The sequence below is a fragment of the Candidatus Endolissoclinum faulkneri L5 genome, assembly GCF_000510265.1.
GTDB lineage: Bacteria > Pseudomonadota > Alphaproteobacteria > Thalassobaculales > Thalassobaculaceae > Thalassobaculum > Thalassobaculum faulkneri_A.
This window is the reverse complement of sequence record NZ_CP006745.1, coordinates 759,715-779,965: the sequence shown is the minus strand read 5'-3', so window position 1 is coordinate 779,965 and position 20,251 is coordinate 759,715. Positions and strand designations below refer to the sequence as shown.

Annotated in this window: 15 protein-coding genes; 5 read left to right on the top strand and 10 right to left on the bottom strand. The window is 37.7% G+C overall.

The features are described from left to right. Positions 1-124: 124 nt before the first annotated feature. From rseP to rpsB, 8 genes are all read right to left on the bottom strand, one after another. Positions 125-1,234, bottom strand: a complete 1,110-nt coding sequence (gene rseP / locus P856_RS02310) for an RIP metalloprotease RseP (protein ID WP_044214887.1) — start codon at positions 1,232-1,234, stop codon at positions 125-127. A gap of 15 nt (positions 1,235-1,249) precedes the next feature. Further along, positions 1,250-2,503, bottom strand: a complete 1,254-nt coding sequence (dxr, locus tag P856_RS02305) for a 1-deoxy-D-xylulose-5-phosphate reductoisomerase (protein ID WP_227028653.1) — start codon at positions 2,501-2,503, stop codon at positions 1,250-1,252. Then, a complete protein-coding gene (locus P856_RS02300) occupies positions 2,497-3,357 on the bottom strand; it encodes a phosphatidate cytidylyltransferase (RefSeq protein ID WP_025300561.1) in 861 nt (286 codons plus the stop codon). Before P856_RS02300 ends, dxr begins: the two co-directional genes overlap by 7 nt. Before the next feature lie 12 nt (positions 3,358-3,369). Beyond that, on the bottom strand, positions 3,370-4,110 hold the full coding sequence (locus tag P856_RS02295; RefSeq protein ID WP_025300560.1) for an isoprenyl transferase: 741 nt from the start codon (positions 4,108-4,110) through the stop codon (positions 3,370-3,372). Position 4,111: 1 nt separating this feature from the next. Next, positions 4,112-4,669 (bottom strand): ribosome recycling factor, encoded by a 558-nt coding sequence (frr, locus tag P856_RS02290; RefSeq protein ID WP_025300559.1) that lies wholly within the window; start codon positions 4,667-4,669, stop codon positions 4,112-4,114. A gap of 7 nt (positions 4,670-4,676) precedes the next feature. Continuing rightward, the gene (gene pyrH, locus P856_RS02285) at positions 4,677-5,438 is read right to left on the bottom strand and encodes a UMP kinase (RefSeq protein ID WP_025300558.1); all 762 of its coding nucleotides are present in this window, start codon (positions 5,436-5,438) and stop codon (positions 4,677-4,679) included. A gap of 46 nt (positions 5,439-5,484) precedes the next feature. Further along, entirely contained in the window at positions 5,485-6,408 is a 924-nt protein-coding gene (gene tsf, locus P856_RS02280; protein ID WP_025300557.1) for a translation elongation factor Ts, read from the bottom strand. A 116-nt stretch (positions 6,409-6,524) separates the two neighbouring features. Next, positions 6,525-7,301, bottom strand: a complete 777-nt coding sequence (gene rpsB / locus P856_RS02275) for a 30S ribosomal protein S2 (protein WP_025300556.1) — start codon at positions 7,299-7,301, stop codon at positions 6,525-6,527. A 954-nt stretch (positions 7,302-8,255) separates the two neighbouring features. Here rpsB and P856_RS02270 point away from each other — a divergent pair. From P856_RS02270 to P856_RS02260, 3 genes are read left to right on the top strand one after another with little or no spacing between them, the layout of a single operon-like run. After that, positions 8,256-9,278 carry a glycosyltransferase gene (locus tag P856_RS02270; protein ID WP_025300555.1) on the top strand — a complete coding sequence of 341 codons (1,023 nt, stop codon included), beginning with the start codon at positions 8,256-8,258 and terminating at the stop codon, positions 9,276-9,278. After that, positions 9,275-10,105, top strand: a complete 831-nt coding sequence (locus P856_RS02265; protein WP_227028652.1) for a glycosyltransferase family 2 protein — start codon at positions 9,275-9,277, stop codon at positions 10,103-10,105. Before P856_RS02270 ends, P856_RS02265 begins: the two co-directional genes overlap by 4 nt. A 56-nt stretch (positions 10,106-10,161) precedes the next feature. Then, complete coding sequence (locus tag P856_RS02260; protein ID WP_144079722.1) at positions 10,162-11,787, top strand: ArnT family glycosyltransferase; 1,626 nt, start codon at positions 10,162-10,164, stop codon at positions 11,785-11,787. Between the two features lie 1,764 nt (positions 11,788-13,551). On the opposite strand, the gene P856_RS02255 is transcribed toward P856_RS02260, so the two are convergent. Next, on the bottom strand, positions 13,552-15,765 hold the full coding sequence (locus P856_RS02255; RefSeq protein ID WP_025300552.1) for a heavy metal translocating P-type ATPase: 2,214 nt from the start codon (positions 15,763-15,765) through the stop codon (positions 13,552-13,554). Positions 15,766-17,074: 1,309 nt separating this feature from the next. Then, entirely contained in the window at positions 17,075-17,296 is a 222-nt protein-coding gene (locus P856_RS02250; protein WP_025300551.1) for a cbb3-type cytochrome c oxidase subunit 3, read from the bottom strand. A 1,469-nt stretch (positions 17,297-18,765) separates the two neighbouring features. On the opposite strand from P856_RS02250, the gene P856_RS02245 reads away from it, so the two are divergent. Both P856_RS02245 and P856_RS02240 read left to right on the top strand, forming a co-directional pair. Then, positions 18,766-19,542 (top strand): ABC transporter ATP-binding protein, encoded by a 777-nt coding sequence (locus P856_RS02245; RefSeq protein WP_025300550.1) that lies wholly within the window; start codon positions 18,766-18,768, stop codon positions 19,540-19,542. Between the two features lie 3 nt (positions 19,543-19,545). Continuing rightward, complete coding sequence (locus tag P856_RS02240; RefSeq protein ID WP_025300549.1) at positions 19,546-20,250, top strand: ABC transporter ATP-binding protein; 705 nt, start codon at positions 19,546-19,548, stop codon at positions 20,248-20,250. Position 20,251: the final 1 nt, after the last annotated feature.

Sequence of the window (20,251 nt, the reverse complement as noted above, 5' to 3'; positions counted from 1 at the left end):
TCTAAACTAAAGCAATCATCCTGCGCCAGTTATATCGGCATTAAAAATAGTTTTACCAAATAGCTGAAAAATATAAGCATAGACGGTTAACCATTTGTATGTTTCGGACAGTCGAAGCAATTATTTAATTAATGAACTTAAATAAATTGCTTACATTAAATCTCATGAGATCCTTCCAAGTTACGAATAGCATGAGGATTACTATAATACTCATGCCAATAATAGACATCCATTCATACGCTTTTGCACTCAAAGGTCTTCCACGGATACTTTCAAGCGCATAAAATATCAAATGGCTACCATCAAGAATTGGTATTGGAAGCATATTGATTAACCCAAGATTAATTGAAAGCACAGCTGTAAACCACATAGTTGTTATCAATCCGTTATGTGCTACTGTACCGGATAGTTCAACAATGCGCAATGGGCCACCAAGTTCATCGGTGCTACGCAGACCAATGAGCATTTCTCCAATCGCTTTAAAAGTTTCTACAATTATAGAGAAAGTTGTTGTAATGGCTACCATTACTGCTTTTAATGGATTAAGCTTATCAAAAAGCATATTACTAGATTGAATACCTAAGCGACCCAAGTATTTTTTGTTGCCTGATGGGTCTGGATCTACTATGCTATCTGTAGTGACTGAAATATTGTAAGTTTCTCCATTTCGCTTAATTAAGAGCGTAACAGGTTTTCCTGGTTGCTCAATGATAATCCTTCTAAGATCAGAGAAGTTAGTGATTTTTGTACCATCCACACTAACCACTCTATCGCCAGCCGTGATACCCGCATGATCGGCAGGAGAGTTTTTAATCACATTTGCAACGACGGTAGGTGCAAAGGATTGACCAACCCACATATAGAGACAGGATAGCACTAAGATGGCAAATATGAGGTTTGCTAATGGCCCAGCGACAACTATTGCTGCTCGAGCATTTGCACTTTTATAGCAAAACGACTCACGTCGATCTTCCTCAGTATAGGACATACTCTCAATAATTTTATTATCACCGAACATTTTTACATATCCACCAAGTGGAATAGCGCATATCTTCCATCGAGTGCCATTTTTTGCGGTCCAGCCAAACAATTCTAAGCCAAAGCCGATGGAAAAAACCTCAACTCGTACACCGTTACGTCGAGCTATAAGATAGTGACCTAATTCATGAACGAAAACTAATACACTCATGATCACTAGAAACGGCAATGCATAGCCGGCGATAATATCGATCATTACAATATTTTATCCTTAAATCTTTTTGTTATGCATTACAGCTACACTTTTCATGGAAAAGTTGGGCAAAAGTAAATATCTTCTCCTATCTGCAATCGAAACACCTGTAAAATCTGATATTATATCGTCGGCAATACGACGCCCTTTAGCATTTGATCTAAAAACTGATTCAAGGTTATCGATATCTTCTGTAGGACAACGCTGCATCGTTTCATACACTACCGAACTAATTTCGGTAAAACCAATTCGCCCCGCCACAAATGCTTCAACAGCTACTTCATTAGCCGCATTCATCACACAGGCTGCATCTCCCTTTGCGCGTAATGCTTCTCTTGCCAGACTTATGGCTGGAAATCTATTATTATCGAGGGCGAAGAAGCTAAGTTGACCAATCGACACTAAATCTAAATTTTTTATTATTGTATCCATTCTTTTCGGCCAAGCTAAGCAATATGCAATAGGTGTACGCATGTCTGGAGAGCTAAGTTGTGCAATGACTGATCCATCTATGTAGGAAACCATTGAGTGCACCACAGATTCAGGATGAATTAACACGTCTATTTGCACCTCTGGTATAGCAAATAAATAATGAGCTTCAATGATCTCCAAACCCTTATTCATAATAGTAGCACTATCGATAGAAACCTTCGTTCCCATAGACCAATTAGGATGTGCTGCTGCTTGGCTCGGAGTTTTGCAAGCCATTTCTTTACGAGAAAGTGTACGAAATGGGCCACCTGAGGCTGTAAGAGTTATCTTTTCGATTCCCTCGCGTTTTCGGCTATCAAACAGTTGGAAAATGGCGTTATGCTCGCTATCAACCGGCAATATTTGACATCCTGTACGCATTGCTTCTCTAATGAATAACGAACCAGCACAAACTAAGGCCTCCTTGTTGGCTAGTGCTACTGTATGGCCACGTCGCACAGCTTCTAACGTTGGAGCCAAACCAGCTGCGCCGACTATAGAGCACATAGTCCATTCCGCTGGGCGTTTTGCAGCCTCCAATACTGCTTCAGTACCAGCTGCAGCCTCAATTCCTGTTCCTGCTAAAGCATTACGCAAGACTGGCCAAGCGTTTTTGTCTTCGATAGCTACAAATACAGCTTGTAACTTCTTTGCTTGTTGTGCTAACAACCTAGCATTTTGCTTACAAGCTAAGGCAGATATGATATAATGCTCAGGCGTACGAGCAATCAAATCGATTGTATTGCTACCAATTGATCCAGTAGACCCAAGTATGCTGATCAAACGTGGTTTATCTACCACTGTAGAACACTCCTTCCGCTTATCCAAATCGCAAGCGTAATTATTGGCAAGACAGTCATCATACCATCAACTCTGTCAAGAACACCGCCGTGACCTGGAATAAGAGTACCAGAATCTTTCACATTAAAGTGGCGTTTGATGCTAGATTCTAATAAATCACCAATTTGTGCGACTAAGGTAATGCAAATCGCTATCGGTAATAAAGCAGGTCCGCGAGCATCTTTAAGCACTATAGTGAATATAGCTGCGATTAGCATTGAAGCGGCGATACCTCCAGCCAATCCAGCCCAGGTTTTAGAAGGGCTAACTTTTGGTAATAACTTCGGGCCGCCAATAATTTTGCCGGTAGCATATGCGCCAATATCTGTAGCTATCACACTAGTAATTACATAGATTACCGTTTCTAAACCAAATTCTATATGTGACCGCATCCAAACTATACCCAATGTTGGGATTATTGTCGCGATTATTGCTACGCCAAGCCAAAATAGTTTTACTATTCGAAGGTTCTTAGCGAATATTACAAATATTGAGCCAGATAACAATGCACAAACCATTCCTGCTGAAAAACAAAAAACAAGAGCCATCAAGAAACATGCCAGCATTGCTACCACAAGAATTAGTCGAGTGCGATAACGATCAGAAGGAATAGCAATCAAGCCTCCCCATTCCCATAACATGCAGCTAGCGATTACTAGGATGCCGAGCTCAAATGCTAGCCCCCCTATCCAGATTAGTAATACAGTCGGCGGAAGTAATACCAAAGAAGAAATAACTCGCTTACATAGATCGTCAAATCGTTCATTTAATGTGGATGCATAATTGATTCTGTTATCCTTGAAGATCTTCTTCATATCTCTACCTCATTATGTAGTCGTTTGCCCATAACGTCGGCAGCGACGAGAAAATTCTTCTAACGCTTTTATTAGATGTCTTTTACCGAAATCTGGCCAAAGAACGTCGGTAAAAACAAGCTCAGCATAGGCAATTTGCCAAAGTAGGAAATTAGAAATTCGGTGTTCACCACTGGTACGGATCAATAAATCAGGATCAGGAATGCCTTTAGTATCTAAGCTAGAATTGATTATATCATTATCGATAGCAGATGGCGAGAGCTTGCCATCTGCTACAGCATTAGCGATGCGGCGTACCGCCTTAGTAATTTCGCAGCGACCACCGTAGCTTAGCGCTATGTTTAGACTAAGACCAGTATTTCTAGCAGTTAGCTGCTCAGCTTTGTTAATCAATGATACGATATCAGCTGTCATTCTATCTCGATCTCCAAGCATTCTAATGCAGACATTATTTTTGTGGAGCCCAATTACTTCGCGCTGTAAATAGTAACGAAGGATATTCATCAATTCAGAAATTTCTTCTTTAGGCCGGCTCCAATTTTCTGACGAAAAGCCAAACATAGTTAAATGGGTAATACCGAGCTGCGATGCGCAATCTACTACTCGGTTAACTGCTTTCATCCCTTCTCGATGTCCAAAAGTGCGCGGCATACCCCGAGAACGAGCCCAACGTCCGTTACCATCCATAATAACTGCGACATGAAGGAGGGAAGCTGAAGACAGAGAACTAATTAACGGTGTTACACTCACCATTTCAAACCTGCATGATGTCTTTGTCTTTTTCCTCTAAAGCCTCGTCAATTTCTTTAACGTGCGTTTTGGTAAACTCCTGAATATCTTGTTCGTACAAACGACGATCGTCTCGACTTAGAGAACTATCCTTTTCCAACTTTTTTAAGATATCCATACCATCTCGGCGTACATTACGCACGGCAACCTTGGCATTTTCAGCGTATTTTGCAGCAATTTTTTTCAATCGCTTGCTTCGCTCCTCGGATAAATCTGGCAAAGGTATATGTATTAGTTTGCCGCATGATTGCGGATTTAAACCTAGATCGCTATCGCGAATTGCTTTTTCCACTACTTTACTCATACCTACATCCCACACTTGTACCGATAGCATTCGATGTTCAATAACGCTAATTGTACTAACTTGGTTTACGGGAATTTTCGTGCCATATGCGTCAACCATAACTGAATCTAGCATATTAACTGAAGCTCGTCCGCTCCGCAAACTACAGAACTGGCTTTTTAGATTAGCTACGGCACCATTCATCCTGCGTTGAATGTCATCGAGATCTAGTTTGGTCATACTTAAGCTACTCCGTAATAATCGTATACCGACCTTTAGCTTGAACTACATCAGCAAATGCTCCGCTATGGTTTATGGAAAATACGAGAATTGGGATATCATTTTCTCGAGCAAGTAAGATCGCGGAGGCATCCATCACTTTTAAATCACGTGTAAGTACTTCCATGTAGCTCAAACGATCATAGCGTTTTGCAGTTGATACTTTCATCGGATCAGCGTCATACACACCATCAACCTTAGTTGCTTTTAATAAAGCATGACAACCCATCTCCGAAGCGCGCAAAGCAGCAGCAGTATCGGTAGTAAAGAAGGGATTTCCTGTACCAGCAGCGAAGATAACTACCCTACCCTTATCCATATGTCGCATGGCACGTCGACGTATGTACGGCTCGCAAACTGCTGCGATTGGTAGGGCAGACATAACTCTAGTCTGAATATTGTGGCGTTCCAGGGCGCTTTGCATAGCCAGTGAATTAATTATTGTAGCTAACATCCCCATATAGTCTCCGGTTACTCGCTCTATTCCGGCAACTTCTGCAGAAATTCCACGGAAAATATTTCCACCACCAATCACTAGACAAATCTCAGCACCAGATTTTGAGACTAAATAAATCTCGCGAGCTACCCAATCAACCATCTTCGGGTCGATTCCATAGGTAAAGTCACCCATTATAAATTCGCCAGAGATTTTTAGAAGGACACGCCTATAGGATGTAGTTGATTTTTTAGCTTGTTTTTTTGCTGTTTCTTGGCAGCTGTTTTTTGCCATGCGCCTCTCTCCTTGTCGCTATGGCCTTTTTATTTTCTTAGGCAGCTTAAGAAGGCGTGGATGCAGCAACTTGGGTTGCGAAACTAGCCTCCTTGCGTTCTATTCCTTCACCAAGCTGAATACGAGCAAAACTAGTCAATCTAACTGCTGCGCCGACAATCTCAGTTGCACTCTCAAGAAACTTTGAAATTTGAATTTCTCCGTTCATAATAAATTTTTGTTCCAAAAGAACAACATCTTGATAAAACTTTTGCATACGGCCTTCAATTATTTTGGCAGTAATATCTTCTCTATTATGGATAGGACGAACCTGCTCTGTAAGAATAGTGCGCTCTCGCTTAATCACTTCTCCGTCCAGATCCTCGATGGACAGGCACATCGGAGCGGTAGCGGCAACATGCATGGCAATTTGTTTTCCGATATCATATAGCCTAGCATTGTCACCTATGGAATCTAGGGCAACTAAGACGCCGATCTTGCCTAGTCCAGGCTGTACAGCGTTATGAACATAAGAAACTACAATTCCACCGGAAACTGATAATATTTTTGCTCTACGTAAGGAGATTTTTTCCCCTATGATCGCGACGTTGTTAGCCAATTGTTCCGCAACAGTATGGGTGGTCCCTGGATATGTTGTATTATTTAAATTTTCTATGTCTTCTCCATGTTGCAGCACCAAATTGGTTACGGTTGCGACAAAGTTTTTAAAAACGTCGTTCCTTGCCAAAAAATCAGTTTCAGCGTTAACCTCTAAGATGGCACCTTTATTGGCATTTACCACAACACCTACTAAACCATCTGCGGCTATGCGGCTTGATTTTTTCGCTGCTGCGGCCAATCCTCTTTTGCGTAGCCAATCTACGGCAGCGTCAAGATAACCCCCGGTCTCGGTCAAGGCCTTTTTGCAATCCATCATCCCTGCGCCAGACTTCTCGCGCAATTCTTTCACCAAAGAAGCAGTAACAGCCATGACTTAATCCTCTGCGCTGATAAATGTTTATTAAGCTGTTTTTTCATCAATATTAATTGATTGGCTCAGCCAATCAACCATGCTCTGGGCTAGGTAAGCGCCGATTGATTGGTCGACTAAGCTATTAAAGACGAGGTCTTACTGGAGAGTTTTTGGTCAGTTGAAGAATCCTTAAACTCGCCAACATCGATACCGGAAGCAGCTGCTTCTGCTCTAATCCCGCCAATGACAGCTTGTCCGATTAACTCGGCATACAATTCAATAGCACACATAGCATCATCATTGCCGGGAATCGGATAAGTTAAGCCATCCGGATCACAATTACTATCCAAGATAGCCACTACAGGTATACCGAGCGTATTTGCTTCCTGAATTGCAAGAGACTCTTTGTTAGTATCGATTACAACCATAATATTAGGTAGCCCACCCATCTCTTTGATCCCATCTAGTGAGCGACCAAGCTTATCACGTTCACGAGACAAGCCAAGTGTTTCCTTTTTAGTTAAGCCATCTATGCCTGCTTCCATACGTTCTTCCAGTTCTCGTAATCGTCTAATGGCATTAGACATAGTCTTCCAGTTTGTTAGCATGCCACCAAGCCATCGATGGTTGACGTAGTATTGACCAGACTGCTGTGCAGCTTTAGCAATCGTGCTAGCAGCTTGGCGTTTTGTTCCAACGAATAATACTCGTCCGTTGTTAGCGACAATGTCACGCACGGCCTCAAGGGCTTGATATAGAAGTGGAACTGTTTGACGAAGATCCAAAATATGGACATTATTACGAACGCCGAAGATATATGGGTCCATTTTTGGGTTCCACCGCCTAGTGTGATGGCCAAAATGGACCCCAGCTTCGAGTAATTGGCGAATGGTAAAATTAGGGACAGTCATGTTTTTTCCTTATAAGGATTTGTTTTTCCGGCTTAACCTTCACGAGCAATAACTAAGACACGGCTTTAACACCGGAGGCATTCATCCAATTCCGGGAAAACTGGGTTCGGGGAACGCGTGTTAGCGTGCAGATTATTGTAAGCTAGCATCAGTATAAAACAGGCCATAAACCTATTTCTTGCAAGAAGGCAATAGCTATTCCATACGAAGTCTTCGACGTTTATAACGCCACTGTAGACGAATATGCAAGCATATAGACGAAATATTGTGTTACTCATTAATATCGCGTATTTTACAGGAGATCGTTTAGTTAAAGCTTGCACTAAAAGTTAAGAATTGCCAATATAAAGTCATAATAATTATTTGATTGTTTTTTTGAAAAATTCTTACATAATTTTAAATTTAAGTACCGGTAGCAGATATAACGTGGTCTGAATTTATAAAATTTAATCGATAAATTATCTGCGATGCGTAAAAATATTCATTTTAGGTGCAAAGATAATGTTTCATTAAGGAACATTTTAGATGCAAAGATAATGTTTCATTAAGGAACATTTTAGATGCATTGAATGACTTTCCGCAATGCTTTTAACTAATCTAGAGTCTTTAAAGCATATTGCAAATTGCTTTCAATTTTCACATCCCTAATTCTGAACTTACCGATGCCAAAGTTGTGCTTAGATTATTTTTAATGTGAATATCCCCCTCATTTTCCATAGCCAGAAAAAATCTTCTAGTATAAATGCAGTACTGCATTTAGTAATCAGTAACTGCATGTAGAAAATAGCTGAGAGTTTCGTTGCAAAATTTATAAAATTTCATGTATTTTAAGAGCTCTTTGGAGCTGATTTTTTAAATTATTTTCATGACGGTTGCCTGATTTATGATAGCTTATTGATTCCTTAAGCTTGATAAAAGCCAATTAATTTTGACATCTACGCGGATCTAAATACCATGCGAATACTTTCAATAATCGCCGGTGCTGCTAACGGTGGAGCGGAGACATTTTTTGTTAACTTAACTAGTGCGCTTGCCGCCGCAGGTGAAACCTGTAGCACAGTAATTCGCCCTAATTACCACCGTCGTGCTACTTTAGAAGCGAATGGGGTGTGGGTTTCAGAAGCTCCTTTCTACTCTTTTATGGATTGTTATACTAAAAATTCTATTTGTCGCATGGTAACAAAGTTTCAACCTGATATTGTGCTGTCTTACATGAGTCGTGCTAGCGCCTTTATGCCAGAAGGAACGCATGTTAAAGTTGCTCGATTAGGCGGGTTGTACAACTTAGATCATTTTCTCAATTGCGAGCATCTGATCTGTATAACAGAGGGCATTCGTCGCTATGTCATCGATCACGGTTGGCCCAATGATCGATGCAGTGTGATCTATAATTTTGCTGAATGTGATAAAACCGCAGCACTTGATCGCGCTGCCCTGGGAGTCCCCGAGGGGGCGAAAGTGATTTTTACTCCGTCGCGTCTCCATAGAGTGAAAGGTTTAGATGTGCTGATGCGTGCTATAGCAGATCAAACTCAAATTCATTTATGGATAGCTGGTAGTGGTCCAGAAAAAAAACTACTAAAGAAATTATCCATAGAACTAGGTATAAGTGATAGAGTAACGTTTTTCGGATGGCGAAGTGATACTGGCGCTTTCTTTCGAAGTTGTGATATAGTAGCTTTACCCTCACGCTACGAACCCTTCGGTACAGTTATGCTGGAGGCATGGGCCTATGGTAAACCGCTGATCTCGACAGATACTGATGGACCTGTTGAATTTGTATGTAATGGGATCGATGGTTTGATAGTTACCAAAGATGAGGTAAACCCACTGCGAGATGCTTTGCTTCTGATGATACAGGATAACGAGCTAGCGAATAGATTAAGTAAGGCTGGCAGCGCTCGACATGCTGCGGAGTTTAGCAAGTTTGCTTGTGTCACTAATTATACAACACTCTTTCAAAAACTATTGAGGTGAAGTGTTTGAGATTACAGCTTCTATTGCCGGATTATTTACCAGCATATGATGAAAATATGCTGGTAAATAATCAGTTAATTGATGCGCCTTCGATTAGTGTGATTATCCCCGTGCGGGATGAAGCAGGCGCCATAGCAAATTTATTGCAGGAAGTGCTTGATAAGGTTGGAGCAATTTATCGTGTACAAGTTATAGTTGTTGATGACGGCAGTTGTGATGGAACTGACAAAATTGTGAAGCAACTAGCCGCTAATGATTCACGCATTATATTAGTTCGCCATGCTAAGCGGTCAAATAAAAGCGCAGCGTTGCGCACTGGGGCAATGATAGCAAATTCTCTTTGGATGGCAACTATAGATGGTGATGGTGAAAATGATCCAACTGACGTGCTAGCAATGGTTGCTCAAATAGATGCGACAAAAGTTGGTAAGGTTGGTCTTGTAGCTGGTGTTCGTCGGCACCGTACTGCCGGATTAGGTCGTTTGATTGCATCACGTATTGGCAATTTTGTGCGGCAAATTTTACTGCGTGACGACTGCCCTGACGCAGCTTGTGGACTTAAAGTAGTCCTGCGGCCATTATTTTTAGCTTTTCCTTACTTTGATAGCTTACATCGCTACATGCCGGCGCTAACCAAGTGCTACGGTTATGAGACGCTGCATGTTTTAGTTGACGATCGACCTCGTAGAGTAGGAAGATCTAAATATAACAACAGTAAGCGTGCTTTAGTAGGAATTATCGATTTACTTGGTGTATTTTGGTTGTTACGTCGCACTACTGTTAGGTATTACTCTTCATCGAAGCCGACCGAATACATTAAATCATAAATGTATCTCAGAAATTTTAGGCAATAAATATTTTGTTAATTCGACATTGGATTATAGTGCTATCAATCGCCTTAATGGCTTTGATCCCTGGTATTTTGCAAATACCAGTAATGGATCGTGATGAAGCACGCTATGCTCAAGCATCACGTCAAATGTTAGAAACCGGCGATCTAATAGATATAAGATTCCAGAACTTACCCCGCTATGTGAAACCGATTGGTATTTATTGGTTGCAGGCTGCCAGCGCAAAAATTTTTGGTGGTGGACCGCAAGCTGGCATTTGGGCTTATCGCCTTCCATCTCTGTTGGCAGCTATTGGTATAGTTGCAATGACTACATGGATGTCTGCTCAATTAGGATCAGCGGAATCGGGAGTAGCTTCAGGTATTGTTATAGCTCTAGCACTGATTACCGCCGTAGAAGCACGTACTGCTAAAACAGACGCGCTTCTAGTTGCTACTATTTTAGCTGCACAGATTGCTCTACATCGAATTGCTACTCATCCCAAAAGACCTGAAAGATTTTTTACTGGTAGATTACGCTCACCTTTGGCTTTTTGGATGTTTCATGGGATTGGTTTGTTAATCAAAGGACCGATAATTACCCTCGTAATCGGAACTACTATTATTTTTTGGTGTTTGTGGAATAATAATCGCCAGTTGCTACAACGGCTTTATTGGTTATCGGGCATTGTCTTAAATATTATTATAGTAGCTCCTTGGATTATAGCGATTAGTATAAATTCTGGAACTAGCTTTTTAGAGCAATCCATTGGTCATGCGCTAATGGGCAAAATTGCGAGAGGGGATGACCATCATGGCGCACCACCTGGGTATCACATGCTGTTATTCATTTTGGCGTTCTGGCCTTGTACCACCTTAGCAGCAGGTGGCGCGATCCTTGCCTGGACTCGTCGAATTTCTCCGGATATCCGATTTTTAATATGTTGGATTGTACCTACCCTTATAGTATTCGAGCTGATAGCAACTAAACTACCGCACTATACCTTTCCTGTATATCCAGCTATTGCAATTCTTGCAGGTGTATTTTTGACAACCGGTACTAATTTAGTTTCTTTAGGAAAAGGTTTGATCGCCCAAAAACTGCTTAATGTTATTGTAATTTTAATAAGCGTTTTGTTTGCTATTTTTCCGTTTTTTGCTGAGATTTATCTTGCAAACGGAGTGACCTTTTTAAGTATCAGCACTTTTAGTGCTGGCATTATTTTAGTCATATTAATGATCCGTTTTTCAATTGAGCTATCTTTACTGCGATTAATCCATTTAGCTGTCAGCGTTTGTATTTTTTACACCTTGATCTTTGCCAAGGTAATTCCATCACTTACTTCTCTTTGGATCGCACGATCTTTATATCAGGTTGTTTCTAAAGAAGAAAATTGCAAGAATAGGCGATTAGTTATCGCTGGATTTTCTGAACCAAGCGTAGTTTTTTTTCATGGTACTAATACCCAATTCAGCAATGCTGAGGAGGCGGCAAAATTATTGAATAATAACCAGTCGACTTGCGTCTTAGCTGCGATCGAACATAGCCAGCAGAAAAAATTTCTTGCTGATAGCGCAGAGCTTTATATGAAAGTAAAGCCGATTGGGAAAGTATGTGGACTAAATTACTCACACGGTAATAAGGTAAATATCACGGTTTATAGATTAGTTAATCAATAATATCTTTTTAAAATGCATGCAATGGGTTGATGGTAATTAGGCAAAAATTTTGAGCAGTGATATTATTTACTACAATTTACATTTGTAGTAAATATCAAAAATAATGCCTTACTTGTTATTGTGGTTTTAAGATAAAATCTGAAGTACGATTTACACTAGGCAAAGTAATACCACCTTATTAATTAATTGCCTTATTCTTGAAAACATCTAATTATACAAAATCTAGAGGTTTACTAAAATACTTTATGACGATTGGGAACAGCTAGTATTCTATAAAAATAAAAATTATTAGTAGTTTAATAACTTACTTATGTAAAATCATTACAAAATCCTTCTCTCTAATATGATAAGATTAATTGACTTTACAGTTATTACTTGAATTAATCAAGACAGTCTACTGAGCATTAATTACTTTTATCAAAGTTTTAGGTTTTATAATAAGTTTGTGCAGTAAAATTATTTATTGAAATAAATGCAATGACTGCGATCGTATACAAATTATGATGTTTATATTGATAAATATTTGGTAGTTTTGTGAATGTAATAAGAATCAATCGAGATATGGTAGATTATACTACTAAATTTTGTATGCGACTATTTCAAAGCATAGAATAAAAAATATTTAATATGGTATTTTTATTAAAATAACCATTATAATCAATTAATAATCGAATTACTTAAGCATTGGCAATTTATTAATAGTTTTTTTTGAACTAGGATAATTTTTCTAGATTATATTGGGAAAGTAAATTATCGATAAGAATAAGATTTGGTGTGTATTCAATAACAGTTTATTATTTTTGATTCAACTAACTAAATTAGTTGATATTTTGTATCTTGATGACAAGTGAAATTTTGTTAAGAAGTCGACTCGTGGATATATTGTAGCTGGTACGAATATATTTTCTTGCTTTAAGACGTGCATATTCTTTTAATGTTATAAACAACTGGCGGCGCATGAAAGCTCCTAGAATACTTTTGAAAAGTAGTATTGCAGTTAAGATATTTTTAATTAGGTTTGATGAGGAGATTATTACACACTAACTATAAACTTTATGTATTATTATTGTTCTAGGCTAGCCAAAGACATAACTTTATGAAAGGCATAAAGGAAAAAGATTTTATGAAATTGCTGGGATATGACACATTATACAAGATTTTTCCAAGCATTACCATCACACTACAATATACAGTACATTGCATTGTGATTAATTAACTAACAATTAATTAAATAATAATAAACAAGCACAAATTATTTTTTATTTAATTTGTTGCCAACAAAATATTGTTAATTAATCTAAACAAAATCTATAAGATATAGCTTGATAAGCTTAGTTAAAATGGATGATGCCAATATTATTAAAAATAATGCAAATTTCTATTAAAAATTAAATAGAAATTTAAGTGCTTTTAAACATGGTGTATTGTTAAAATGTTATCTGTTTAGGATATTGTATTGCCTAGAATAAATAACTGTATTGTAAATTCAATATTAAGTATATAAAGGTTTAAGCCTAGCTCCGCATCGGAAACAAAAATTCTTTATTTCGGCCTAGTAAAGTATAAAGTCTTAATTCAATATCAAGATCAACAATAAGAAATTATGTATTTAAATACAGAAAATAAAATTATCATTAAAGTGAAAATAAAAACTGGAAATATAAGTAGTCGGCAAGCATTCTATCCATCATTACAATATTTAGCGGATATCTGAGATACGTAAATTGGGATTATGTTAATGGATGATGAAGCCATCATATTATTTCACCGTATGATTAGACGTAGTGCGTTAGCAATGACAATAATCGAAGACGCTGACATAGCGATTGCTGCAACAAGCGGAGTTGCGTAACAAGCAATCGCCAAGGGAATAGCAATGGCGTTGTAGGAGAAAGCGAATAAGAGATTTTGTACCATTATTTGTTTAGCTTTGCGGGCAATCATAATAGCAGTAACAACAGCATTCATATCCTTGCCAAGAAAAATTATTTCAGCGACTGTGCGACTCACGTCAGAAGCATTACCAGGCGCGATTGATACGTCAGCCGCGGCCATTGCTGGAGCATCATTTAACCCGTCACCGATCATTAGCACGTGATGTCCTTTGTTTTGTAGCATTTTTATAACATTAACTTTGTTATCTGGAGTAGCTTTTGAACTCCAAGTTGTAATTCCAATACGACGTGCAACGTTTGCTACTCTATCTTCACTATCTCCAGAAAGCAAAGTTGGAGATAGTCCCAAAGAAATCATTTTTGCTATTGCAATGTCGGCTCCTGGACGAGGCAGGTCAACCATGTTGAATACGCCCATCAAATTACCGTTACAAGATAGCACCGAAGCATTTCGACGATCAATTGAAAAGTATTTAAAAAAAGCCTTATCAGAAAGGGCCCAATTAGGTTTTCCAAGACGCCATATCTGGCTGTCTATCATACCTTCTAAGCCTTTACCAATATGCTCGCTAAAGTGATCGATAGCGACAGATGTTGTCAAGCCAATTGAATCTGCTATGGCTTTGGATATTGGATGATGGCTCTCTCGTGCTAACGTGCTAGCAACACTTAAAGCAACCTTAGAAAAATTTTTCATGCAACAATTATCTATCGTCGGGATAGTAATTGTACCAGTCTTATCTATAATAATTTGATCAATGTTAGCTAAAATTTCTAGTGCATTACCTTCACGCAACAATATGCGATATTTTAGTAATACCTCAGCAGCGATTACTTGTACTATTGGAGCTGCTAACCCCAGGGCACATGGACAAGTAATTATCAAAACAGTGATTGCTGTGCTTAAAGACTGGCTAAATTCTTTTCCGACAATCCACCAACCGATGAAGGTCGCTACAGCGATCAGATGTACTGCAGGAGCGTATAACGCTGCAGCTTTATCTGCTAAATTGCTAATAGCCGGTCGATTATTTTCTGCTAACTCTAGCATTGAGCGCATTTCGCCAAGAAAGGATGCTTGGCCGATCCTAATAGCACTTAGAGTTAGCGAAGAATCGAGCACTACCGCACCGGCTGTTACAGTATCCCCAATTGATATATTGATCGCTTCGCTTTCACCAGTAACGATTGTTAAATCAACTCGCGAAGAACCATCGATAACTATCCCGTCTACTGGTACTCGATCGCCAGAAGATACTAATACTTTATTACCGGGAACAACTCGAGATAATGGGGTCCAAGTTATTGTTCCATCAGAAGATATGACTGAAGCTCCGGTTGGAGTCGTTCGATCTAATGTACGCAGAGCTGATCCAGCGCGCGAGCGTAGCATATGGTTAAGCGTTTGCCCGATCAGCAAAAAAAATAGCAAAGTAACTGAAGCATCAAAATAAGTATGTAAGCCACCTATCAAAGTTTCATGTAAAGACAATCCAGTTGCTAGAATGACGGCTAAAGAAATTGGCACATCCATATTCAAGTGCTTGGCTACAACTGCCTTAAGTGCTGATGCAAAAAATGGTCGGCCTGAAATAATAATCGTAGGAATGGCGATGCAGGCTGAAATCCAGTGAAACAAGTCGCGTGTGGCATCATTTGCACCAGACCAAATAGACACAGAAAGTAGCATAATATTACCGGAAGCAAACCCTGCTATTGCGAGCGCAAGGAGTAAGCGACGTAGAATAGGATCAGGCGTTATCTCAATCTCCTCAAGTAGATTTGCTCGATAGCCAGCACGGTCTAGTGCATTAAAAATTGCGTCTGGGTTAATTGATGCACTTGGCCACTTCACAGTAACGAAGCGTTCAGCAAGATTCACTCGTACGTCAATAACACCTTCAACCATACTTATTGCCTTTTCGATGGTAGCTATGCAAGCTGCACAATGAGCTTCTGGTATAGCTAAGCGAGTAACAATAACTCCGTTACCGATATCTTGTGAGGCGTTAATTATTTCGCACTTGCTTGGCCTTTGGGCATCACTTAAAGAAAATGGAGCGGAGGAGATGCAGCAGGACATTTTAGTCTTTTTTTTGTTTACATTAGGATGAATTAATTTTACTTAATTGTTCGTAACTTTTTGATAAACTAAGAATTTTTTAAAGAAAAACTAGGCAAATTAAAGCAGTGTCAGGAAATATTTTTTAAGGCTAACAAGATTTAATGAAATCATCTAATATTTGCTCATTAAACAGCATATTTGCTGGATTAGTAGCATTATTCCTGAGTAACTTTTATTGTGTATGGCGTCGTACGTACATGTTTATGTGACCGAAGAAATGGCTAAACATTATAAACTAAATGTTTGTATTAAGTAATTAAATGATTAGTTGAGCCCCTCAAACAAACTAGAGCAATTATTTTCTTAACAGTTTTAATATGCCAATATTGGTAAATATCAGTTGTTGAGTTACAACCGATTTATTGTAGTCGATACCAACAGAAGTAATAAATTGACAAAATAAATTGACAAATATTTAATTTTATTAATCTTATTCGACTCATTCCTAATCGAGAGCGCGATTATTAAAAGGTTTCAACCAACTAAAATGGGTGAATAATAAAGGTATGTATAAGGATAGAAAAACTCTGTGCAATTTATTGCATAAAATGCTACTAGCATAAACAGTAAGCAAAGCTAATTGCAGGGCAATGCTGCAAATTGCTTTTAATTTAAGCAATAAAATAAAACGCGGTTATTTTATTATTAACGACAAATAAAAAGCCAGGAAGATTTTTATCCTTATAGCAGTGCTCAGAAATTATTATTCATTGACGTCTAATAAGTTTTTTAGCCTAGAATGTGATAAAATGCTGCGGGATTAGTTGTTAGATAAGTTTAGATGCACTAAGGTAATCATCGATTACTTTTCGTAGATTACATTTAATATATCGTCAGTAATCCAGTTATTGAAATAAAATTATGTTCTCGATCTATCATAACGCAAGCTAAATTCTCATCATATGTGACTTTGTCAAAAAAACTGCTTATGCTGGATCGTTTGTTTATCGTTATCCAAAGGTTTCTAAATACACTAATTATAGTTTTTTTTAATTAAGCTACTTTATATATTTATAGACATAAAAAGTTATTCGCTAACGGTTATGACAAGCTGATCTACCTCAAAGTAGCTTTTTGCGTTTTTATAATAAAAATATAATATAACGAAGCAAAGGAAAACCAATTGTAAGTATAAATTGTTGTAAATATTTTCGTTTTAAGTCGAATACAAGCCAAAGAACAATAATACGACCTAGCTTAGGAAAAGGAGCAAAGCTATACACAAAAAACGCTACGCTAGACACAAAAACAGAATGGAATTACTTAATTAAGTATCACTCAAATCATTCAGTGTTTTATGTTGAAGAGTCTTTCTTTGATTTTCTTCTCGATTGCTAAATAAATCCTCATTCAGCGGTATAAACGCTGCATCGTTTGCTCGCTTGCGCCCAGAAGAACGAAAGGTATAGGCGACAACTGCAAGAAACATCGCTACGATATAAAGTATTCCCCAACTATCTGCAATCTGCCTAAGATTATCGTATGTCATCGCTTGTCTTTAATTTATCATTTAGTAGTATTACTAAGAATCTAGTATAATCGTAATAATAGATGGCATGCTTAAAGAAGTCAAACCATTGCTTTAAATAACTAGCTTGGCTTTAAGAATATACGTTTACCTCAGTTAGTTATTCACACATTTTGCAAGAATAAATATTTTTAACAGACATTATAATTAGTTGTGTACTACATTGCTCTCTTTATTTTTTTTGAGTAAATAAGTTATATACCAAATATTTAGCTTTTTAAAGCAAAATCATTTTATGAAATTTTATAGTGGGTTAATGATATTAATTATAAAATGCAATTGCAAATAAAAATTACATAAATCTTTTATGATATGGGCAATCAATAAATTGTGATTGATTTAAGCATTATAAAATTTATTTTTTTATCCTGAACTGTATAGTTATTTGGAAATAATTTTTTTATTAAGTTATTAGTGTATTACTTTTGATTTATGCTTAAGTTTAAAATTTCTTAAAACATTTAAGAAAAATATTCTAGATACTAATAAAAGTACCGATCAAAGCCATATGTTTTGGCTGCATTTAATTTATTATTGTTTATTTTTGCTATGAATCATTTGTTACTTAAAGCATTTTTGTATAATAAGTTTTAGTGTTGTCGATTTATTTACCAATAATTATGACGTTAACGCATTTACAAAACTAAAAGTTCCCCTTTTGCGAGAATTTTTATATTGATATTTTCTTCTTATAGAAGAAGCTTACCTTCCGGTAAGCTTATCTTACAATAATTACTAATTAATTAATTAGTTTTGCGAAAAATATACAGAAAACGGTTTTTCTCCGGTAATTGTTGATTATTGAGCGTTATTGCAATTACTCCTTTTTTTATAGCTACTTAAATTTATAGCTACTAAAAATTTTAAATACAAATACGTAAATATAAACACGTATAAAGTATTTGCTGCAAAACTTAATCCCATATTATTTAATTTTGATAGCATCTATGCTATCTTAAATTGTACTGCTGGAAAATTTACTAGAAAATTAATAGTTCTTGTTAAGAATTAATCCAAGCAATCGAAAAACTGGCATTCTATTCTTTGCTGCTGAAGCAACATTCACAAAGGTTTACGGGGATAATTTATTGCAAGTTGAATGACTTGTTTACCACACATGATACTTTAGCATCCACGTTTCGCTTAATAAATGCGATATCCCAAAAATTTTATTAAGTCTGCAAAAATAAAATTAAACTTTCGAGAACGGCATGATTGATTGTTTTATATGCTGCGATGTTAATTGCTTTGATTTGTAAAGTATTTTATTCTTTAATCTCTATTGTAGAATAAACCAAGAAATTTTAGTTATTTGGTTTTGCTTGATATATTATGAGTAATAGTTATGGAATTAAGTAGTTGATTGCTAAAGATACTAACAATTAAAAAGCATTTTTGCAACCAAATTGTTTTATATTAGGATTTGTTGAATGATTAAAGTTAGTAATATTAGTAAGAATTTTATCGGTATCAAAGCTATTGATGGAGTATCTTTTGAAATAGATCAAGGATCAATTATCGGTTTAATTGGCCCGAATGGTGCTGGCAAAACCACGCTGTTTAACATTGTTGCTGGACATTTATCACCATCATCAGGAGCGGTATATCTTGATGGAGAAGATATTACTTTTCTTAAGCCACATGAATTATTTCGCAAGGGATTGCTTCGCACTTTCCAGATTGCTCATGAATTTTCTAGTCTAACAGTACTTGAAAATCTGATGGTAGTTCCTGGTGATCAGTTTGGTGAGCAGTTGGTTCACACATGGTTTAACTGTGCTAAAGTCCGCAAAGCTGATGAATTAGTGCGTAAGCAAGCTAAAGAAGTGATCAATTTTTTGGAACTTAATCAAATGGAGAACGAGTTAGCAGGTAATCTATCGGGCGGACAGAAAAAGTTACTAGAACTTGGTCGTACCATGATGGCTAACCCCAAAATTGTTTTTTTAGATGAGATTGGAGCTGGTGTAAGCCGTAGATTGCTAAAAATTATTGCAGGCTCTATTCTGCGTTTAAACCAGCAATTTGGTTACACTTTTTGTTTGATAGAGCACGATATGGATTTTATCGCTCGTCTATGCGATATGGTCATAGTTATGGCCGAGGGGCGTATTTTGACTCAGGGTAAGCCAAACGAAGTAATTAATAATGAGGATGTTATAGAAGCATATTTAGGTACTGGGCGTAAATACAAAAAGGTGTCGTAGATTATGAGTTTGCTAATGGCAACTGGCATGACATGCGGATATGGCGGTACTTACATCGTCAATGATTGTGCGTTGTGGGTGAACAAGGGTGAAATTGCTGTAATTGTCGGTCCCAATGGTGCTGGAAAGTCAACGGCAATGAAGGCAGTGTTTGGAATGCTGAATCTTTGCAGTGGGAGTGTGGTTTTTAATGGTGATGATATTACTCATCTTGCGCCGCAGGAGAGAGTACGTATTGGAATGGGATTTGTACCGCAGAACCGCAATGTCTTTGTTTCATTAAGTGTAGAAGAAAACCTGGAAATGGGAGCATTTATTAGTGATAGTAATGTTTCCACATTAAAAGAGCAAGTTTTTGAGTTATTTCCGATATTAGCTGAAAAACGCAATCAGCTGGCAGGCAATTTATCTGGTGGGCAGCGTCAACAAGTAGCAGTCGCAAGAGCATTGATGACTCAACCACGATTACTGATGTTAGATGAACCTACTGCTGGTGTATCGCCAATAGTTATGGATGAACTGTTTGATCGTATAGTAGAGATTGCGCTTACCGGGGTTGCTGTCATTATGGTAGAGCAGAATGCACGTCAGGCACTAGAGATTGCTGATCAGGGGTTTGTCCTGGTTCAGGGATCCAACCGTTTTATAGATAGCGGTAAATTGCTACTAGCCAACGAAGAAGTTCGTCGTTCGTTTCTTGGAGGTTAAA